The following is a 17,805-nucleotide window of genomic DNA, read 5'->3' as shown; positions in this document are numbered from 1 at the left end:
CCCTGCGCGCCCTGGGCCCCCGAACCACCCTGACTCCCCTGCGAACCCGCCACGCCCTGGAAACCCTGCGAACCCGCCACCCCCTGGAAACCCTGCGAACCGATGCCACCCTGGCTGCCCTGGCTGCCGGTGCCGCCCTGGCTGCCTTGGTTCCCCTGTGTACCGGTACTGCCCTGGAACCCCTGCGAGCCCTGGTCGCCCTGGCTCCCCTGCGCACCGGCACCACCCTGGAAACCCTGCGAGCCAGTACCGCCTTGGAAGCCCTGCGTACCGTTGCCGCCTTGCGCTCCCTGGGCTCCCGCGCCGCCCTGGTTGCCCTGGGTGCCCTGGGCGCCGGTGCCGCCCTGGAAGCCCTGCGAGCCCGGGCCGCCCTGACTGCCCTGCACACCGGCACCACCCTGGAAACCCTGAGTCCCGGTGTCGCCCTGCGTACCCTGGCTGCCCTGCGCGCCGGCACCGCCCTGGGCGCCGGTGGCGCCCTGACTGCCCTGCGCGCCGGCTCCACCCTGGGCGCCCTGCACCCCAGGGCCGCCCTGCAAGCCCTGGGAGCCCGGCCCGCCCTGGGCTCCGGTACTGCCCTGGGTGCCCTGGACTCCGGCCCCACCTTGGCTGCCCTGGCTGCCGGTGCCGCCCTGGTTTCCCTGCGTACCTTGGGTTCCGGTACCGCCCTGAGACCCTTGGGCACCGGTGGCGCCCTGATTGCCCTGTGCGCCGGCGTTGCCCTGGCTGCCCTGTGCGCCGGCTCCGCCGAGCGATCCCTGCGTGCCCTGGGCGCCTTGGCTGCCCTGCGTCCCCTGGCTGCCTTCGTTGCCCTGGGCGCCCGTACCGCCCTGAAAACCCTGCGTGCCCTGTGGACCCTGGTCCCCCTGGTCTCCCTGTGGCCCCTGTGGACCCTGGTCTCCCTGTGGACCTTGTGGACCCTGGTTCCCCTGCGGTCCTTGGGAACCGTGGTGCCCGTGGTGCCCATGAGATTCGCCGCCGTCGCCATGATCCGCGGCCCGGTCCCCGGAGGGACCACCGCCGTCATCGCCGGGATCCCCGCCGCCGTTGAGCACCGCTCGGGTGCGAGGAGTGAAGGCGGCGCTCAGGGCGCCATTCGGGCCGGGCACTGAGTCAACGTAACCAACGACGGACTTCTCGGTCGTGCCGGCGTCGACCGCCGACGGCGAGGAGAGGCTGACGGCCAGGGCGAGAGCGCCCATTCCCGAGAGCATCGTGGCCGTCTTAACCCACGACCTGCGAAGAGACTTACGGTTCATTCTCGAGCCTCCGGAAGAACTGAAAGCAAACACGCAGAAGTGCACCAACCAGGGGGCGCCGAGGGATGAACTGCACCGCTCGTCAGGCGGTGTAAGTATGTGATCAAATGTTTGTATCTACACCAACTTCGCCCTGTGCCGCCCGCTTTTTCACCCCAACGACGTCACGGGCCCGCGCGACCTCACCGCCCCGAGCGCTCGTGGCGGCTCAAGCCGCTTCTCGGCCGCACACGATCCCATGACAGCCGATCAGCTCTCCGGGGAAGCCGGCGTTTGACTTCGAGACGCCAGTTCGCCACCGGCCGCGGAGTCAGAACCACACCTCACACGTCCCAGGTGGTCGTGGTGGCCACCTGGGCCAGCCACCTCACGGGCGCCGGCCCTCCCCGCCGCACAGGCAACGCCCCCGATCGCCTCGCCGCCGCCCACGGGCGCCTCCTCAGCGCCCGCACCCGGCTCCGCGGCTGTGATCGGCGCGCGATCGGTCCGGCAACGTGCCTCTTGCCGGACCGACGCGACACTTGAAGCAAGCCTCATTGCCCCAGCGCAGAAGGCACTCCCGCGTGTACAGCTCCCGACGTGGGTCCGCTGACCGCGTCTGTGGCACTGCGCCACCGGACAGCGACCTGTCCTACGAGGAGGCGACTCCGGCCGGGAAGAAGCCGACGGTGACGGTGGCGGTGACGGCGTTGGTGGCCGTGTCGATCACCGACACCGTGCCATCCCATTCGTCGGTGACGTAGGCGTGCGTGCCGTCCGGGGTGACGGCGACTCCTTGCGGGCCGTTGCCGACGGTGACGGTGGCGGTGACGGCGTTGGTGGCGGTGTCGATCGCCGACACCGTGCCGTCGAAGAGGTTGGCGACGTAGGCGTGCGTCCCGTCGGGGGTGACGGCGACTCCTTGCGGACCGTTGCCGACGGTGGCGGTGGCGGTGACGGCGTTGGTGGCCGTGTCGATCACCGACACCGTGCCATCCCCGCTGTTGGTGGCGTAGGCGTGCGTCCCGTCGGGGGTGACGGCGACTCCTTGCGGGCTGTTGCCGACGGTGGCGGTGGCGGTGACGGCGTTGGTGGCCGTGTCGATCACCGACACCGTGCCGTCCCATTCGTTGGTGACGTAGGCGTGCGTCCCGTCCGGGGTGACGGCGACTCCATGCGGGCTGTTGCCGACGGTGACGGTGGCGGTGACGGCGTTGGTGGCCGTGTCGATCACCGACACCGTGCCGCCCCATTCGTCGGTGACGTAGGCGTGCGTCCCGTCCGGGGTGACGGCGACTCCGAACGGGCCGCTGCCGACGGTGGCGGTGGCGGTGACGGCGTTGGTGGCCGTGTCGATCACCGACACCGTGTCGTCCCATTCGTCGGTGACGTAGGCGTGCGTCCCGTCGGGGGTGACGGCGACTCCTTGCGGGCCGTTGCCGACGGTGGCGGTGGCGGTGACGGCGTTGGTGGCCGTGTCGATCACCGACACCGTGCCGTCGAAGAGGTTGGCGACGTAGGCGTTGTGCGGCGATGCGGCACAGGCCGGGCGGGTGATCGTGTCAGTGTCCAGTGAGACCGCGGCGGTGCGGGCCAGCGTCCGACCGTCCACGGTCACGCCCGTCGTGACGGTGATCGACGCCTGCGCCAGAACGCTTCCCCGCAGCGTGGAACTGGTTCCAAGTGTCGCGGAGCTGCCCACCTGCCAGAAGACGTTGCATGCCTGCGCACCGTTGACGAGGTTGACACTGCTCGCCGATGCCGTGGTCAGCGTGGACGCGGCCTTGAAGATGAACACTGCGTTCGGGTCGCCCTGGGCGTCCAGCGTCAGCGTTCCGGTGATCCCGAACGTGCCCGCCGGGGAGTCGTACACGCCGGGGGTCTTGGTGGTACCGCCGAGTTCCGTGGGAACGGTGGCGGTGGTCGGGCGCGCCGCGGCGTCGTTGTAGGCGGCCGTCAGGTCGTTCTGAGCCTGCAACGCGGCAGCGTCGGCGACGTGTTGGGTGCCGTTCACCTGCCCGGGAGGAAACCCGGTCACCGAAGTGCCCGGGCTCAGCCCGAGGTCGCCGTTGATCGCTGTGGCGCCGGTATTGGTGACGGTCGACGCGGCGAGAACCGCGAAGTCGGCGGCGGTACGCAGGGAGACGGGCGGCGTGACCACCCTCGCGCTCGCGTTCGCGTTCGCGTTCGCGCTCAGGGGTCCGACCACACCGATCAGGACGCTGGTCACGCAGGTGAGAACCAATGGCGCCGACCAGGATCGACCAGCGATCCTGCGGACGGCGCTTGTGAGGTCTCGTGTCGTCATGGGCTTCCTTTCGTGCAGACCTACATCAGCGGTGTCCTTTCGCCGATCACGATCGCATACGAATGAACTAAGCCCCGCAATACTCTCGGTCGACGGGTGAAGTGATTGCCATTCATCCGTCTGGATGTGAAGGAAGTGCGGGACTTGCTGGATCGGCCTCGATTCGTCAGCGGCTTGGGCTCGGTGATCGTCTCGGCGGTTCGCCCGGAGTGTCCTCAATGCCGGTGAGGCGGGCGATCGTATGACGCTGCGGGGGCGCCGGATTCCACGGGTCCGGGACGGCTCTCCTTCCTGGCCGTCGAGCGGCGACCGGCCGTCAGGTGGCGGCCGGAAGCTGGGTGAGTCGCTGCCAGGCGAGGACGAACACGTCGGCCCAGGGCCAGCTGCGTTCGATCCTCAGCCAGCGGCGGCGAGCGTGGTGCGCGAGCCGGGCGGGCAGGTGGTAGATCCGGTCGTGCATGGTGTCCGGTTCGGCCCGGGTGAAGTCGTCCTGGTCGTGCAGGGCGAGGAGGCGGACCCAGCAGCCGTGCTGATCCCGGCGTCGTTGGCGCCCTGACGGATAGTCCGGATTTGGTCAGTGTCAAGGGGGCGGGGCCTCGACAGGCGGACTTCTCCTTGGTGGCCGTCCGTGCGAGTCGCTTTCGAGGAGGCGGGTAAGTCGCACGTCTGGTTCAGGGCACAGCCCGGGAACGGTGCCTCCGTCTCCGGGGACGCTGAGGGGACGTCAAACGTGCAGGTCCGTGGAGAGGGACAGGTTCCGGCGACTGTCAGACTCGGGCATTGCATACCAAAGTGGGCTCGCATACGCCCACATATATGACGATGGGACATATCTTCGAAACTTGGGGGACCGCCGACACCCGGGTCGGACGCCTGGCCGAGCCCGCCGTCACCCTGCACGGCCTGCTGGCGGACCCGCGCTCCCTCGGTTCGCCAAGCTGGCCCAGTCGCCGCCGCTGCTGCCCGGCGGCAACGGCGACCGGGTGCTGCGGGCGGCCGCCCGGCAGGGGGACATCGTGTCGTTCGCCGGCGCCATGCTTGCCGCCGGTTCGGCACGCAGCACGCTGCGACTGATCGACGCCGAGGCGTTGGGCGAGCGGGTCACGTTCTTCACGGCCGGTGCCACCCCGCGCACCTCGGAGGTGGAGCGCAACATCCTGGTCCAGACGGTTGCCGTGACCGACGATCGCCGAGCCGCCGCGCAGGCTATGCGCCGCCGCATCCCGTATTTCACGGCGGAGCGGATCCTTCAGGTCCCTACCTGCCGGTCGGCACTCCCGCGGAGATCGCGGACGCCGGTGCTGGCACGCCGGGAGCGCTGCGGCATCTCCTTGTGCCTGCGTTCAGGAGCGCGATATGGCAGCGTTCGCTCTGATCATCGAGCTGCCGGCCGACTGCCGAGATTTCCAGGAGAGGCCGGCGCGGCGGCCGTCAGTGATGATCAAGCGACCAGCTGACGGCCCTGCTCGAAGAAGGCCAGCACGCCGTCCATGCCGCCGAGGTCGCGGACCGTGGCCACCGCGCCGAACGGCGCGTTCCAGTACTTCCCCTGCTGCCGGGTGTGCGGGCCGACGTAGGCATATGGCTCAGCCTGGAAGTCGTCGCCCTGGGAGACCCCGTAGTTGACCGCGGCCACGGTCACGCCGATGTCGAAGTGCTCGGGCCAGATGACCGGATCCGCCCCGGGAAACATCCGGCGCAGTGCGGCGTCGCCGACCGCGAAGCCTTGCGCGATCCAGTGCGCCGGCTGCGGATCGGCTTCGATCACGTCCTCGGGGCCGACACCGGATCCGCCCTGGTAGAGCCCCGCGGGTGCCCCGACCGTGACCCCGATCGCAGCCGCCAGCGCGGCGCAGGTGGTCCGTTCCAGGAAGAGGCGCTGTCCGGGCGCCACCAGATCCGCACCGACGACCTGCATGTTCGGCTCGGCTCTGGTGGCGAAGCCTCCGAGGGAGGCGCGCAGCCTGATCGTGCCACTGGTTCGGAACTGCGGTCCGGCCAGGACCAGCTCCGCGACCGCGTGCAAGGCGCGGCGGGTGCGTACAAGCGATTCGATGTCCATGACGGCATGCTCTCCCACCGCAGCGCGCGGCCCCGTACCGGCGCGTTCCCCACCGCTCCCACGCCGGATCACGCGCCGAACGCCTTCGGTGCGACCGGAGCGGCAGACCCGATCCGCCTGGACCCGGCGCCGAGTGGACCTCGGCGATGAGCAGGGCCACGTCGTCATCGTCGTCATCTGCCCGCCGCAGGGCGGTCAGCAGACGGTCGCAGGTTGCTTCCAGCGGGAGCCTGGGCCCGCGGAGCAGGCTCATGAGGGCATCGAGGCGGGTGTCGATGGCCTGGTCACGGGTCTCCACCAGGCCGTCGGTGTACAGGAGCAGCCGGTCACCGGGCGCCAGCTCCACGCGGGCGGACTCGAAAGGGACGCCTCCGACGCCCAGCGGCGCGCCCGGGGGCAGCTCCAGCAGCACCGGGGCCCGACCGGGGCGGTCCAGTACAGTTGCTCAGCGCGACGCAGGTCACGTCGGCGACCTGACCGGCTGCGGAGGCGACACCGGACAGCACGGACTGGCCGGCCCCAGGCGGCACCGGTCCGCAGCACGTACATGACGCCAGGGATGGCAGCTTGGTCGGAACCGCGGCTCAGACCCGCAGACCGGAAGCCCACCTCCAGGGCGGCGGACCGTCGAACGGCCCGGGGCGAGCGGCAGTCGCGGCCTGCCGCGAAGAGTAATAGTCTGGATACTCAACGTAGCTCTACCGTCGCGGCTTGATGTCTACGAAAGAGGAAATCATGGCCAGCAAGGCCAGCATCGTCTTCGCCCACGGACTCTGGGCCGACGGGTCGTGCTTCAGCAGGCTCATCCCGACGCTCCAGGCCGAAGGGCACGAGGTCTTCAGCTCGCAGCACGGCCTCGACTCGCTCGAAGGCGACGTCGCGTGCGTCACTCGAGCCATCGACCACGTGCCCGGCCCGGTCGTGCTCGTCGGTCACTCCTACGGCGGGACCCTGATCACCAAGGCTGGCATCCACGACCGCGTGGGCGCTCTGGTCTACATCGCCGCGCTCGCCCCCGACGAGGGCGAGACCTCGCAGGACGAGCAGGACAAGTTCGACCGCACGCCCGTCTTCGAGCACATCGACATCGCCGACGGCCGCATCTGGCTCCTCGAGTCGGGCATTGGCGACTTCTGCGGCGATCTGCCGGCAGCCGAGCAAAAGCTCGTCCTTGCGACGGGCGCCGTGCCGGTCCCGGACCTGTTCAACCAGCAGGTTCCCGGCACCGCCTGGCGCGCGAAGCCGAGTTGGTACATCGTCGCGAACAACGACCGCACCGTGAACCCGGACCTGGAGCGGGCCGCCGCCGAGCGCATGGGTGCGAAGACCTATGCCGTCGACAGCAGCCATGTGCCTATGCTCTCGCACCCCGACTTCGTCCTCGACGTCATCCGCGACGCCGCGAAGACCCTCGAGGCATAGAGCCGTCACCGAACCAGCGTGATGTTCCTTGCGCGGCCTGACCCCGTCTCTCAAGTTCCCATCAGCACAAGTCAGCGCCATTGACTTCTTCGGGTCGGTCGGGCACCACGTTTCCAGCGGGATCGGGCATCAGCGGCTTTCCGTGAGTTCGGGTGCCAGTTGCTGTGATGGTGTGTCACAAGCCGCCTTCGGCGCAATCGGGTGCGTCTGGTGGGTCGGCCGTCACACTGTGCCCGATGATCACGGTCGAGGTCGAGAGGATTTCCGCGCCCGGGCCCTCAGATTCGGCGACCGGCCGCCGAAGAGAGAAGAAGGATGACGGATCTGTTCGATGAATGGTCTGGCCGAGCCGTCTCGCTACCCACAACGGCGTCCAGAGCGTCTACGTTGGCGACGACGGCCTGATCCGGCGCGAGGACTACGACATCGACATCATGGCCGGTAGCAGTGGAGCCCACTACTTCTCGGGCTACGCGCAGGTCGCCGGGAGTTGCGCTTGCTGTGACGAGTAACGGTCAACTCCGCTACTCCGGCTCGTCGGATGGCTCGCAGGTGGCCTTGTGGTTCAGTGGGAATTTCCGCGAATCCCGTGGTTCGGTCCGATGCATGCGGCTTGGACGACCTGCTCGTTGCCTACCAGGGTGATACTGCTGTTCGGGCGTGTCTAGCGCTGAGTGGCGATTGGCCGCGACGGTGGGTTGGGTCGTGGTTGATCGGCCGGGCAAGGTTTCGTGGCCGCTTCGCGACATGGCCTCGGTGCCGGCTTTGTCGTCGCGGCCGGTGCGGCGATTCACTTGGCGAGCCCGGCAGGGGCACCGGCCCGGGTTGCAGTTCATGGTATCCACGGGGAGGCACCACGGCTTCGAATCGCTGGAGGAGCAGCGGCTACTGCTCGCGTTGGACTTCCTGGGCGTGGTCGAAGTACTGCCACAGTCCTTTGAGCTGGACTTCGAACATGTGTCCTCAAGGATGCTGCCCATGATGTCCGGCACCACCACGCACGCGTCCCGAGTGCGGTCCTCGAACACCGGCGGCACCCGCGTGAACGGAACCCCGCGTATCGACCCGTCAGCCCCCGCCACCCCCATGCCGACTGACGATAGAGGAGCGCGCACGCCCGGGTACGGGCTTCACCGAAGAAGAGCACTCTCGGGACCCAGGCCGCCATGCGCCGCAACGGCTCTTCTCTCCGACTCGCCACCCCGGGGCCCCGGTGGTGATGGCGCTCTCTGAATGTCCCCAGCCTGTGCTGAGGTATGGCCCGGAGTTGCTCGCCTTGATTCCTCATTCATGCTCGTGCTGATCTGCGGGTGGATGTCGAATGTGAGGGCTGGCCTGGTGGCCGAGTGGCTGGCTTGGCACGACGGCTGGGACGGGCGGTCCAGGTGAGCGGGGCTTGTCGCGCAGGCGGCAGCAGGTGAGCGGACTCAGGGCTCGATGACGAGGCGTTCGATGAGGTCGTCGCGGAGTGTGAACTGGTAGCGCAGATCGATGGTGCCGCCGGGGAAGTTGCCTTCGAGGTGGTGGGTGGCGATGTAGTGGGTCGCGTCGGTCTGCTGGGCGTTCGTGAGGTGGATGGTGTAGGTGAATTCGGTGGCGGATCGGCCGAGCCACCCCTCGATCTCCTCGGTGCCCTGGTAGGTGTTGCCGTCGTCGACCACTGTGGCTTCGCCGGTGAACGCTGTGACCGCGGTGGCGGTGTCGTGGGCGCGGTGCGCTTTGAGGTAGCGGGTGATCACCTCGGGCAGGGCGTCCGGGGTTCGGGGCTGGTTGTCGTGCATGACGATCCTTGGGGTGGTGGCGGGTTCAGACGGTGGGGGTGGTGCCGCCGTCGATGACGTGTTCGGCGCCGACGATGGCCGAGGCGCGGTCGGAGACGAGGAAGGCGACGAGCTCGGCGATCTCCTCGGGCCGGTTGGGACGGCCGAGCGGGATGCCGCCCAGGGAGTCCATGAGCCGGCCCAGCGCCGCTTCCTGGGTGATGTCCGCGTCGTGGGCGATCCGGGCGACGAGGTGGTCGGCGGCCGAGGTCTGGACGAAGCCGGGCGAGACGGTGTTGACGCGGACGCCGTGCGGGGCGACCTGGTTGGCCAGGCCCTTGCTGTAGGTGGTCAGGGCGGCCTTGGCGGCGGCGTAGGCCAGGGTGCCGTTCCACAGCGGCATGCGGCGCTGGATCGAGGTGACGTGCACGACCGCGCCCTTGCCCGTGGCGATCATGTGCGGCAGGAGTGCGCGGTCCAGGCGGACGGCGGCCAGCAGGTTCGTGTTCAGCTCCCTGGCCCAGTCGTCCTCGCCGAGCGCCGCGAACCCTCCAGCCGGTGCCTCGGAACCGCCGAGGGTGTTGACGAGGATGTCGACGCCTCCCACGCGGGCGTCCACCTCGGCGGCGACGTGGGCCGCGCCCTGGGCGGTGGACAGGTCGGCGGTGATGAACGCCTTCTCGTCGGCGTCGTCGGGGCGGGTGCGGGCGGTGACCAGCACGGTCGCGCCGGCCTCGGCGAGTCGTCGGGCGATGGCGGCTCCGGTGCCCTTGGTGCCGCCGGTGACCAGAGCGCGTCGGCCTTCGAGGGATTCGCTGATGTATGTGGTCACGGTGTGCTCCGTCCCTGGGTGCGGGCACAGAAAGCACCGCTCCCGCTACGACTGCTAGGATAGAAGCTACTTACTTCTACTTTAGCAGTAACTGAGGGGATGGTCGCCGTGGCAAGCCGGATCAGGCTGGAGGACCGGGAGTGCCCGCTGTCCACGACGGTGGAACACGTCGGCGAGTGGTGGACGCTGCTGATCCTCCACGACGCCTTCGACGGCTACACCCGCTTCGACCAGTTCCAGGAGAGCCTGGGCATCTCCTCCAGCATGCTCACCACCCGGCTGAAAACCCTCGTCGCGGACGGACTCCTGGAGCGCCGGCCCTACCAGACCAACCCCGTGCGCCACGAGTACGTCCTCACCGAACTCGGGCACTCCCTGCGTCCGGTGATCGTCGCCCTGGCCGCATGGGGCAACTCCCGTCTCATACCGGCCGAGCGCAGCATGATCCTCATCGACGCGCGCAGCGGCGAGGAGGTCGAGCCCGTCGTCGTCGACGCCAAGACCGGCCGCCGACTCGACGACAGCGGCACCTACGTCTTCACCGCAGGTCCCGCAGCGAGCGACGCGATGCGCAACCGCTACGCAACACGGCAGGCCATCGCCGCGGAAGAGGCGTAAGGCTGCTCAGACAGACTTGAGCCGGGCCGGGACGAGGGCAGGGGGCTGTCGCCGCGGGTGGAGGTCTCCCTGGTGTCCGATCTCGGCGGTAGTCGCCCTTGCCGGGAGGCGGGAGACTGGAAGGGATCCCGACCGCAGCGTCCGCGCCCGAGGTGAGGGGTACGCAGTGAGCACGCAGGACGGCCCCGGACCGGCTTCAGGCAGCGAGGGCCCGCAGGCGTCACGGCTTCCGGGCGGGCGGTACGTGCTCGGCGCTCTGCTCGGCAGGGGCGGGATGGGCACGGTGTGGCGGGCCCACGGCCAGGTGCTGGACCGCGAGGTGGCGGTGAAGGAGGTGAGCGTCGCAGGCCTGCCGGGGGAGGAGGTCACCGTTCTGCACGCCCGGATGCAGCGGGAGGCGAGGGCGGCGGCCCGCGTCAAGCATCCGGGCATCGTCACCGTCCACGACGTGCTGGAAGAGGACGGCCGCCCTGGATCGTCATGGAGCTGGGCGACGGACGGTCGCTCGCCGACGCGATCGCCGTGGACAGCCCGCTGTCTTCGCGCGAGGCCGCCCGGGTCGGGGCGCAGGTCCTCGCGGCCCTGGAACGGGCGCACGAGGCGGGGGTGGTCCCCCGGGACGTCAAGCCCGCCGACGTGCTGCTGGAGCAGGGCGGCCCCGTCGTGCTCACCGATCTGTGGTCGTTGGGCGCCACGCTGTACACGGCCGTGGAGGGCCGGGCACCGTTCGGCCGCCCGACGGCCGGAGTGCATCGCCTGCGCCCGGGGGTCGTGCTGAAAGTCGGAGCCGCTGCCGGTGAGCAGTCGGCTGCCGTCCGGGGAGACGGCGAGGCACAGGACGTTGAGGCCGGCCCGGACCGGCTGGAGTGCCCGGGGTGCGTACAGGCCCGCGCCGCAAAGGACTTGGGCCCGCTGGTGCTCCCCGCCCCGACCAAGCGGGATCCGGAGGCCGCGCTGTGTGAGTTCCCGGTTCGGCTCTGTAGGCCGTAGAAGGCTTCCACCAGTGAGCCCGTGGATTGAGCTGGAAGGCTCGGATCGTCCTCAGCATGTCGTTCGAGCAGCACGCAAGCGGGCCCCGACTGGGATCCAGTCGGGGCTCGCGCAAGCCGGGGTGATGCAGAGGGGCTACTGGAAGAGCCAGTCGTGGAAGTAGGCGACGCTGCTGTAGACGCCGGGCGAGCCGGCCGCGGCGCAGCCTCGTGACCAGGAGACGATGCCGACCACGACGCCGTTGACCACGGCGGGGTCGCCGCTGTCGCCGGTGCAGAAGCCCTGGCCGCCGTCGGCGGGCCCGGCGCAGAACATGCTCGTGGTGTCGAGTACCGGGTCGAGGCCGTTCAGGAGGCCGCCCTCGTCTCCGCCGAGGTTGAGGTCAAGCCCGGAGTAGGCGGCCTCGCAGCCGGCGGTGGTGGTCACCGGTACCCGGGTGGTGCGAAGGCCGGTGGGGAGGGTGGTGTTGTCCTGCTGGGTGCGGCCCCAGCCGGTGACCGTGGCCACGTCGCCCGCCGTCGGCGCGGTGGCGGCGAGCGGGGCGAACGCGACCGTGCTGCCGTTCTCCGAGACTGCGGTGGCGAGCTTCAGGAGCGCGACGTCGTTGGCCATCGTCAGCGCGTTGAAGCCCGAGTGCTTGAGGACACTGCGGACACTACGCGTCTGGGCCAGACGCGTGCGGTCCACGCCGTCGTACTTGACCTGCAGCGAGCCGGCCCCCTTGCCGTTGACGCACTGGGCGGCGGTGATCACCGTGTTCGCGTCGCGCAGGAAGCCGCCGCAGACGTGACTCCAGCCGAACAAGCCTTGCGCCACGATGCTGACCTGGTAGGGCGCCGAGCCGGGGGCGGCCTCGCTCCCGCCGACGATCGCGGCGGCCGGTGACGTGCTCGCGAACGCCAGGGCGAGCACCGCCCCCGCTGAGACGATGAGTCTACGCAGCAACACAGAACCCCTTGGGAAGGTGGCGTGCCGGTCGGCCACGCCACTTGTGGCACGTGACACGACAGGCTAGCTGACGCTCCGTCGCGCAGGCCGGTGACGCACCGCCAGCCTCGGTGGCGGGCGGCTGCACGTCACGATCGTCATCGACCTCATCCACGTCCTCGAATACCTCTGGGTCGCCCGCCACGCCCGCACCATCCTCGACGGCGGCGCCGGACGGGTCGCCACCGTCGTGGAGAAGACAGCCCGCGCCGCCCGGCTGAAGAAGAACCGCCGCAAGGGCATCGACGACGCCGTCGGCTACCTGCGCAACAAGGCCCCTGGCCCATCGCGACCGGCGTCATCGAAGGAACCTGCCGCCACCTGGTCAGAGACCGACTCGACATCACCGGGGCCCGCTGGGGACTCGCCGGAGCCGAGGCCGTCCTCAAACTCCGCGTGCTCCGCACCAACGGCGACCTCGACACCTACTGGACCTGGTACGAGAAGCAGGAATTCGCCCGCAACCACCAGGCCCAGCTCACACCTGTGGCCTGATCGACACCGCCCTCATCAGATCTGCACCCAAAGCGGATCGCCACCTTGGCCGTGAAGACGGCGAGGCGTGGCGTCAGGCCCCGCTTGTTGCGCAAGCGGTTTCGAGGGCGATGAGACGGTCGGCGAGGGCGCGGGCCGGGCCGGTGAGGCCCTTGAGGATCTCCCGGGCGTACGGGCTCCGGGGGTGGTGAGCGAGCTCCTGGACTGCGCTCCAGGCTTCGGCGATGCTGGCCAGGCCATGCTGGATCTGGCGGATGGCGTCGTGACGCTGGGCGAGGTACTGCTCGGCGCGCTGGTGGGCGTGGCGCCAGTCGGTGTCGCCGCGTTCGGCGGCCCGGGCGAAGGAGGGCTCGGTGTCGCCATCGGCGAGGCGGATGGCGTCGATCTCCTCAACACGCCTGCGGAGGTGTTCCTCCTCTTGCCGGGCGTCGAGGGCCGCAGTGGCCTCGGCGAGGGCAAGGTGACCGGCGATGACCTGCTCGACGAGGTCGGGGGCCTGCCGACGCAGCCGTGCGTGCTGGGCGAGGAGGGCCTTGGCATCGGCCTTGCGTCTGCGGGCGGTGGTGTAGGCGGCGTTCAGGGGGAGGGTGCCGGCGCGGACCTGTTCGGCGAGGTCGGGGGCGTGCTCGAGCACGGTGGTGGCGATGGACAGGCGGGTGAGGTTGATGCCGTGGCGGGCGACGGCAGAGGGGAAGGAGTGCTGTGAGAGTGAGCGTGCCATCGCGGTGATCATGGCGCGCTGGCCCGGGTTGGTGTTCCGGCGGTGGCGGTTGGCGGACACGATCAGGTAGACCGGGTCGTCGCCCTGATAGGTGGTGAAGCTGGGTTCGACGTCGGCCAGTTCGCAGGCGGCGAGGCGGTTGCGGCCGTCCAGGAGGACACCGTCCGCATCCAGGACGACAGGCTCGGCCAGGCCGTTGGACTCGATGTCCTCGGCGAGGTCGAGAAGTTCGTCGGGGCTGAGCATCGGGAACAGGGCGGTGACGGGGTGGATGTCCACGGTGGGGAGCTCCTCGATCGGGATGGGTGTTGGGGCAGAAGACGCCACAAGGGCGCATTTGGTTCAGCGCCTGTGTTCGTCGGCCCTGGTCAGCGGCGGCGGTCGGCCGCCTGACACCTCGCGGTCCACGCGTGCGCGGCGTGCCGCGCAGCCAGTTGTAGTGCCGGCGCAGGACCGCCTCCCTCGGGGCGGTGGCCTCGTCGAGCGCACCCCTGGCGGGCGACGGCGGCCTCGGGCATCTGGCGGCGCAGCTCCTGGTAGCCGCTGTGGTCGGCGGCCCGCTTCGCCAGACTGCCGCTGGGACAGGGAGCCGGTCCGCCCCGCTGTCTCCCGCTACAGTCGTGAGTACTGGCAAGGTCAGCTCATCGACGACCGGAGGCCCCGCGAGATCCGTATCCTGGAGTGGCTCTACGAGGAGTTCAGCCACTTTCAGAACGGCATTGACGGCATGGTGGAGCCAGATGAACGCGCCCTGCGGAATCTTCTTGCCTACCTGGACGACAACTTCTCCCTCTATGTGCGCGCCTGCGAGCGCGACGGTGGCGCGGACGTCTACGACCGAGGGGGCCAGGAGGGAGTCGACCGATTCTGGGCCATGGACTACAACCTCGACTACAACCGGGGCGGCGACCTTCCGCCTGCCGAGGATCAGCTGCCCCTGGACGAGTGGCGCGCCCGGTTCATGGCCTTCATCGACGCGGACGGACGCGAGCGGCACCCCACTCTGGGGTCACAGGCAGCGCGACAGTGGGCGGAACGCAACCGCCGCCGAAACCTGGAGAACCTGCGGCCCACCGACACGGAAGCCGCAGACCTTCATCGTATGCTCGAAAGACTTCCTGCCGGCCATCACCCACGACGGCACCGGGCAGTGGGGGCACGACTTCGCTGCCGCGCGCGACAGCTTCACGAATGCGGTCATCCACCTCTGGCTGGAGCAGACCTGCGAGGCCTTCATCAGCACCAGGCCCGAGCCAGCCCGGGATACCTTCGCCGAGCTCCTGGCCGTGCTCGACGCCCGGTTCGCCGACTACGCCGAGCAGCGCCTGGCCGCCGGACGCGCCGAAGACGGCCCCGTCGCCGAGCTCTCCGCTGCGCCCGGCGACGACCAGGTCGACGACACCGCCGAGGAGGTGTGGCGCTACGAGCGCCGGGACGCCAGGGCCATGGACGAGTGGTGGTCGGCCGAAGACGCCTTGCACACCGGCATGCCCGCGCCCGCCGAGGACCTACGTCCCCCTCGATGTCTGGCGCGCGGCATTCCTCGAGCAGATCGGCGCCGAAGGTGCCAGCCGCCACCTTGACCTGTGGCCCCGAGTCCGCGCTGAGTGGGCGCCGCGCAACCAGCAGCGCAACCGCGCCAGGCTGGCACCCGACGAGCGGGAGCCCGCCGAACTCCTGGCGTTGACCGAGGAGTTCGCCGCAGCCATCGCTCCCCTGGCCGACCAGGCATGGGGAGAGCGGTGGCGGACCATCGCGGAAACCTGGACCAGCGGGCAGTCCTCTGTGCTGGAGGCCCTCGACGACTTCCACGACCACATCAAGGAAATCCCCGTCGACCGCGAGCCGCAGGAGACGGCAGCGCTTCTCCTACAGGAACTTCGTCCCGGCCACGACGTGACCGTCCTAGCCGTCAACGCCGCACCGCAGGACCCGGCACCAGAACGCGTTCGCGCGGTGGGCGAGGCCCTGCACGCGCAGGGCCTCGCCGGCATGGCCGTCGTTCCCCAGTCCGGCGCGCTGCTGTCCGTGCTGTTCGACCGGCGGGCGGGGAGCGGCGGGCCCGCAGTCGGCCTTCGGTGACCTAGCCCGCACCGTCACCAAGGCCGTCACCGCCCACGGGTGCCGGCCCGTGTAACGGCAATCGGCGCCCGGGCGCTGGCCGCGCCCGCCTCCGGCGCAGAATGGGCAATTCGTTCAGATCAAACCCTCTCGGATGGTCGAGCGGGCTCGTCACCGCTACGCGGACATCCACCGGCTTCTGGGGAGGGCTGGACGATCAGCGCCATCGCCCGGCATCTGGGCCTGGACCGCAAGAGCGTGCGCCGCTTCCAGACCACCGACCTCGACGTCCTAGATGCAATACTGGTGACTTTGATGGGTGCTGGTCGTTGAGTGGGTTGTGCCAAGGCCCGGACAGGTGAAGTCGTCGGCGGACGAGCGGTTCGCGGATCGGATCACACTGGGAGTGTTGACCCGTGCGTTCCCGCCGGAGCTGGCCGACGGGGTGGTCGCGGAGTGCGGTCGGGTCGAGCAGCGTCACCGGCTGTTGCCGGCCAGGTGGTCGTGTACTTCGTCCTGGCGATGTGCCTGTTCTACGGGCAGGGCTACGAGGAGGTCGCCCGGCTCCTCACCCAGGGCCTGGAGCGGGAAGGCGGCCGCGGGGCCTGGAAGGTGCCGACGACGGCGGCGATCGGCCGGGCCCGGCTCCGTCTGGCTCCCGAGCCGCTGCGGGCGCTGTTCGCCGGGTCTGCCACCCGGTGGCCACGAAGGAGACGGCCGGTGCGTGGTTTCACCGTTGGCGGCTGGTCGCGGTGGACGGCACCACGTTCGACCTGCCCGACACGGCGGGGAACGCGGAGTTCTTCGGCCGCCCGGGGACCTGCCGGGGCCAGGGCAGGAGCGCGTATCCGCAGGCGCGGGTGGTGGCCTTGGTCGAGTGCGGGACCCATGCGGTGTTCGCGGCCGAGGTCGCACCGCTCGCAGTCCACGAGACCGTGCTGGCCCAGCAGTTGTTCCTGTCCCTGAGTCCGGGGATGCTGCTGCTGGCCGACCGGGGCTTTCGCGGGTTCGACCTGTGGCGGGCCGCCACGGGCAGCGGTGCCGACCTGTTGTGGCGGGCCAGGAGCGACGCCGTGTTCCCGGTCGTGACCTCACTCGACGACGGCTCTTACCTGTCGGAGATCGTCGCGGCCCGGGACAAGAACCGGCGCGCCGATCCGATCCAGGTCCGTGTCATCGAGTACACCCTGGGCCCACACGGCAAGGACGGCACCGTCTACCGGCTGGTCACCAGCATCCTGGACCCCCAGGCCGCCCCGGCCGTGGAACTCGCCGCGGTCTACGCCCAGCGGTGGGAGATCGAGACCACGCTGGACGAGATCAAGACCCACCAGGGTGGCAGGAGCCTCGTCCTGCAGAGCCTGCGCGAGATCGGTGAACGGCTCCTGCCACCAGGCCAGTTGCGCACCAACCCCCGCGTCATCAAACGCAAGATGTCCAACTGGGCGCTCAAACGCCTGACGCACTTCGACCCGTCACGACCGGCCCCGCCCGGCGTCGTCCTCGTCCGACCGACCAAGACCGCGCCGACCTGCCGGAATTCAACCTAAATCACCGGTATTGCATCTAGGAGCACACTTCCCTGTAGTTGCCGTTGCTGCCAGGGTCGCCGAAGTAGTCGCTGGCGTAGATCTGGACACACATCCAGCCGCTGCCGTTCCACGGGCCGTAGTACCAGCTCGGGCCGTCGGCCGCAGTGCTGGGCGCGGTCGTCCAGACCTCGTCCCGGTTCGAGTACTGGACGTTGTGGTACCTGTCGTACCCGACGTGATAGACCACCAGGCTGCAGTGGCCGATGGAGTTTCCCGGCTGCTGCCAGATGTGCGGTGTCACGATGTTGCTGGTGTAGGTCGTGTACTCGAAGCAACCGGAGCCTGTAGGGCCGATCTGAGTGTCCCAGCCACCGTAGGCCATCGCCGACGGAGCGTTCGAGAACATCAGACCACCCGCAGCCATCGCGCCAACCACAGCAGCACGCGCTACGCGCTGCCGCAACTTCCACCTCACGGGTCCTCCTGAGTGGCATGACGGGAGACCTTTTAGCCCCCGTCGGCGACTGCCGAGCCTAGGAGCAGAAAGGAAGTCCTGAGGAGACCGCTACCAGCCAAATGACGCCGAGCCGACGACGAACTGGTCCAGTTCGCCGCTCGCCTTTCCCGCCGACCGCCTAGTAGTACTTCGTTAGGTTGATTTGATCTTGGCGGTTGCGGCGGTGAATGCTGCAGCCTGTGGATCTTGGTGAGGTGGAGAAGCTCCGCGAACATCTCGGCGAGTTCGTGACCGAGGTGTTCGCGTCGCTGGCGCGCAAGGA

At 69.5% G+C, this 17,805-nt stretch carries 15 protein-coding genes and 4 pseudogenes; 9 read left to right on the top strand and 10 right to left on the bottom strand.

The window, feature by feature from the left end:
- Positions 1-1,112 (top strand): annotated as a pseudogene (locus tag ACZ3YO_RS39315) (hypothetical protein); the annotation flags it as partial.
- A 778-nt stretch (positions 1,113-1,890) separates the two neighbouring features.
- Here the strand turns inward: ACZ3YO_RS39315 and ACZ3YO_RS39310 are convergent.
- Both ACZ3YO_RS39310 and ACZ3YO_RS39305 read right to left on the bottom strand, forming a co-directional pair.
- On the bottom strand, positions 1,891-3,468 hold the full coding sequence (locus ACZ3YO_RS39310) for an ice-binding family protein (RefSeq protein WP_465579028.1): 1,578 nt from the start codon (positions 3,466-3,468) through the stop codon (positions 1,891-1,893).
- 394 nt (positions 3,469-3,862) lie between these two features.
- Entirely contained in the window at positions 3,863-4,006 is a 144-nt protein-coding gene (locus ACZ3YO_RS39305; protein ID WP_465579026.1) for a hypothetical protein, read from the bottom strand.
- A 556-nt stretch (positions 4,007-4,562) separates the two neighbouring features.
- Between ACZ3YO_RS39305 and ACZ3YO_RS39300 the strand changes: the two genes are divergently transcribed.
- Positions 4,563-5,003: a hypothetical protein gene (locus tag ACZ3YO_RS39300; RefSeq protein ID WP_465579024.1), complete on the top strand. Its 441-nt coding sequence runs from the start codon at positions 4,563-4,565 to the stop codon at positions 5,001-5,003.
- On the opposite strand, the gene ACZ3YO_RS39295 is transcribed toward ACZ3YO_RS39300, so the two are convergent.
- Together ACZ3YO_RS39295 and ACZ3YO_RS39290 are read right to left on the bottom strand one after the other, a co-directional pair.
- Complete coding sequence (locus ACZ3YO_RS39295; protein WP_465579022.1) at positions 4,988-5,608, bottom strand: hypothetical protein; 621 nt, start codon at positions 5,606-5,608, stop codon at positions 4,988-4,990. The genes ACZ3YO_RS39300 and ACZ3YO_RS39295 overlap by 16 nt on opposite strands.
- 130 nt (positions 5,609-5,738) lie before the next feature.
- Positions 5,739-6,047 (bottom strand): annotated as a pseudogene (locus ACZ3YO_RS39290) (SpoIIE family protein phosphatase); the annotation flags it as partial.
- Between the two features lie 296 nt (positions 6,048-6,343).
- Here ACZ3YO_RS39290 and ACZ3YO_RS39285 point away from each other — a divergent pair.
- Positions 6,344-7,030 carry an alpha/beta fold hydrolase gene (locus tag ACZ3YO_RS39285; protein ID WP_465579020.1) on the top strand — a complete coding sequence of 229 codons (687 nt, stop codon included), beginning with the start codon at positions 6,344-6,346 and terminating at the stop codon, positions 7,028-7,030.
- Positions 7,031-8,457: 1,427 nt separating this feature from the next.
- Here the strand turns inward: ACZ3YO_RS39285 and ACZ3YO_RS39280 are convergent.
- Together ACZ3YO_RS39280 and ACZ3YO_RS39275 are read right to left on the bottom strand one after the other, a co-directional pair.
- Positions 8,458-8,811: a nuclear transport factor 2-like protein gene (locus tag ACZ3YO_RS39280; RefSeq protein WP_465579018.1), complete on the bottom strand. Its 354-nt coding sequence runs from the start codon at positions 8,809-8,811 to the stop codon at positions 8,458-8,460.
- A 25-nt stretch (positions 8,812-8,836) separates the two neighbouring features.
- Positions 8,837-9,622, bottom strand: coding sequence for an SDR family oxidoreductase (locus ACZ3YO_RS39275; protein WP_465579016.1), 786 nt, complete (start codon positions 9,620-9,622; stop codon positions 8,837-8,839).
- Between the two features lie 99 nt (positions 9,623-9,721).
- Here ACZ3YO_RS39275 and ACZ3YO_RS39270 point away from each other — a divergent pair, with 99 nt between their 5' ends.
- Both ACZ3YO_RS39270 and ACZ3YO_RS39265 read left to right on the top strand, forming a co-directional pair.
- Positions 9,722-10,240 (top strand): winged helix-turn-helix transcriptional regulator, encoded by a 519-nt coding sequence (locus tag ACZ3YO_RS39270; RefSeq protein WP_465579014.1) that lies wholly within the window; start codon positions 9,722-9,724, stop codon positions 10,238-10,240.
- Positions 10,241-10,514: 274 nt separating this feature from the next.
- A pseudogene (locus ACZ3YO_RS39265) lies at positions 10,515-10,975 on the top strand (serine/threonine-protein kinase); the annotation flags it as partial.
- Between the two features lie 390 nt (positions 10,976-11,365).
- Here the strand turns inward: ACZ3YO_RS39265 and ACZ3YO_RS39260 are convergent.
- The 3 genes from ACZ3YO_RS39260 to ACZ3YO_RS39250 all read right to left on the bottom strand — a co-directional run bounded on the left by ACZ3YO_RS39260 (position 11,366) and on the right by ACZ3YO_RS39250 (position 14,634).
- Entirely contained in the window at positions 11,366-12,175 is an 810-nt protein-coding gene (locus ACZ3YO_RS39260; RefSeq protein ID WP_465579012.1) for a S1 family serine peptidase, read from the bottom strand.
- A 610-nt stretch (positions 12,176-12,785) separates the two neighbouring features.
- Complete coding sequence (locus ACZ3YO_RS39255) at positions 12,786-13,712, bottom strand: hypothetical protein (RefSeq protein WP_465579010.1); 927 nt, start codon at positions 13,710-13,712, stop codon at positions 12,786-12,788.
- A gap of 730 nt (positions 13,713-14,442) precedes the next feature.
- The gene (locus ACZ3YO_RS39250) at positions 14,443-14,634 is read right to left on the bottom strand and encodes a hypothetical protein (protein ID WP_465579007.1); all 192 of its coding nucleotides are present in this window, start codon (positions 14,632-14,634) and stop codon (positions 14,443-14,445) included.
- Positions 14,635-14,719: 85 nt separating this feature from the next.
- Here ACZ3YO_RS39250 and ACZ3YO_RS39245 point away from each other — a divergent pair, with 85 nt between their 5' ends.
- From ACZ3YO_RS39245 to ACZ3YO_RS39230, 4 genes and pseudogenes are all read left to right on the top strand, one after another.
- Complete coding sequence (locus ACZ3YO_RS39245; protein ID WP_465579005.1) at positions 14,720-15,016, top strand: hypothetical protein; 297 nt, start codon at positions 14,720-14,722, stop codon at positions 15,014-15,016.
- Between the two features lie 100 nt (positions 15,017-15,116).
- Positions 15,117-15,515: a hypothetical protein gene (locus tag ACZ3YO_RS39240; protein ID WP_465579003.1), complete on the top strand. Its 399-nt coding sequence runs from the start codon at positions 15,117-15,119 to the stop codon at positions 15,513-15,515.
- A gap of 298 nt (positions 15,516-15,813) precedes the next feature.
- Positions 15,814-16,118, top strand: a pseudogene (locus ACZ3YO_RS39235) (transposase domain-containing protein); the annotation flags it as partial.
- Between the two features lie 74 nt (positions 16,119-16,192).
- Positions 16,193-17,044 (top strand): IS4 family transposase, encoded by an 852-nt coding sequence (locus ACZ3YO_RS39230; protein ID WP_465579001.1) that lies wholly within the window; start codon positions 16,193-16,195, stop codon positions 17,042-17,044.
- A gap of 16 nt (positions 17,045-17,060) precedes the next feature.
- Here ACZ3YO_RS39230 and ACZ3YO_RS39225 read toward each other — a convergent pair whose 3' ends face one another.
- Positions 17,061-17,432 (bottom strand): hypothetical protein, encoded by a 372-nt coding sequence (locus tag ACZ3YO_RS39225; protein WP_465578999.1) that lies wholly within the window; start codon positions 17,430-17,432, stop codon positions 17,061-17,063.
- Positions 17,433-17,805 lie beyond the last annotated feature (373 nt).

This window comes from Kitasatospora sp. NPDC022785, from assembly GCF_055561295.1.
The sequence above is the reverse complement of the archived record's forward strand: the minus strand, read 5'-3'. Positions and strand labels throughout refer to the sequence as shown.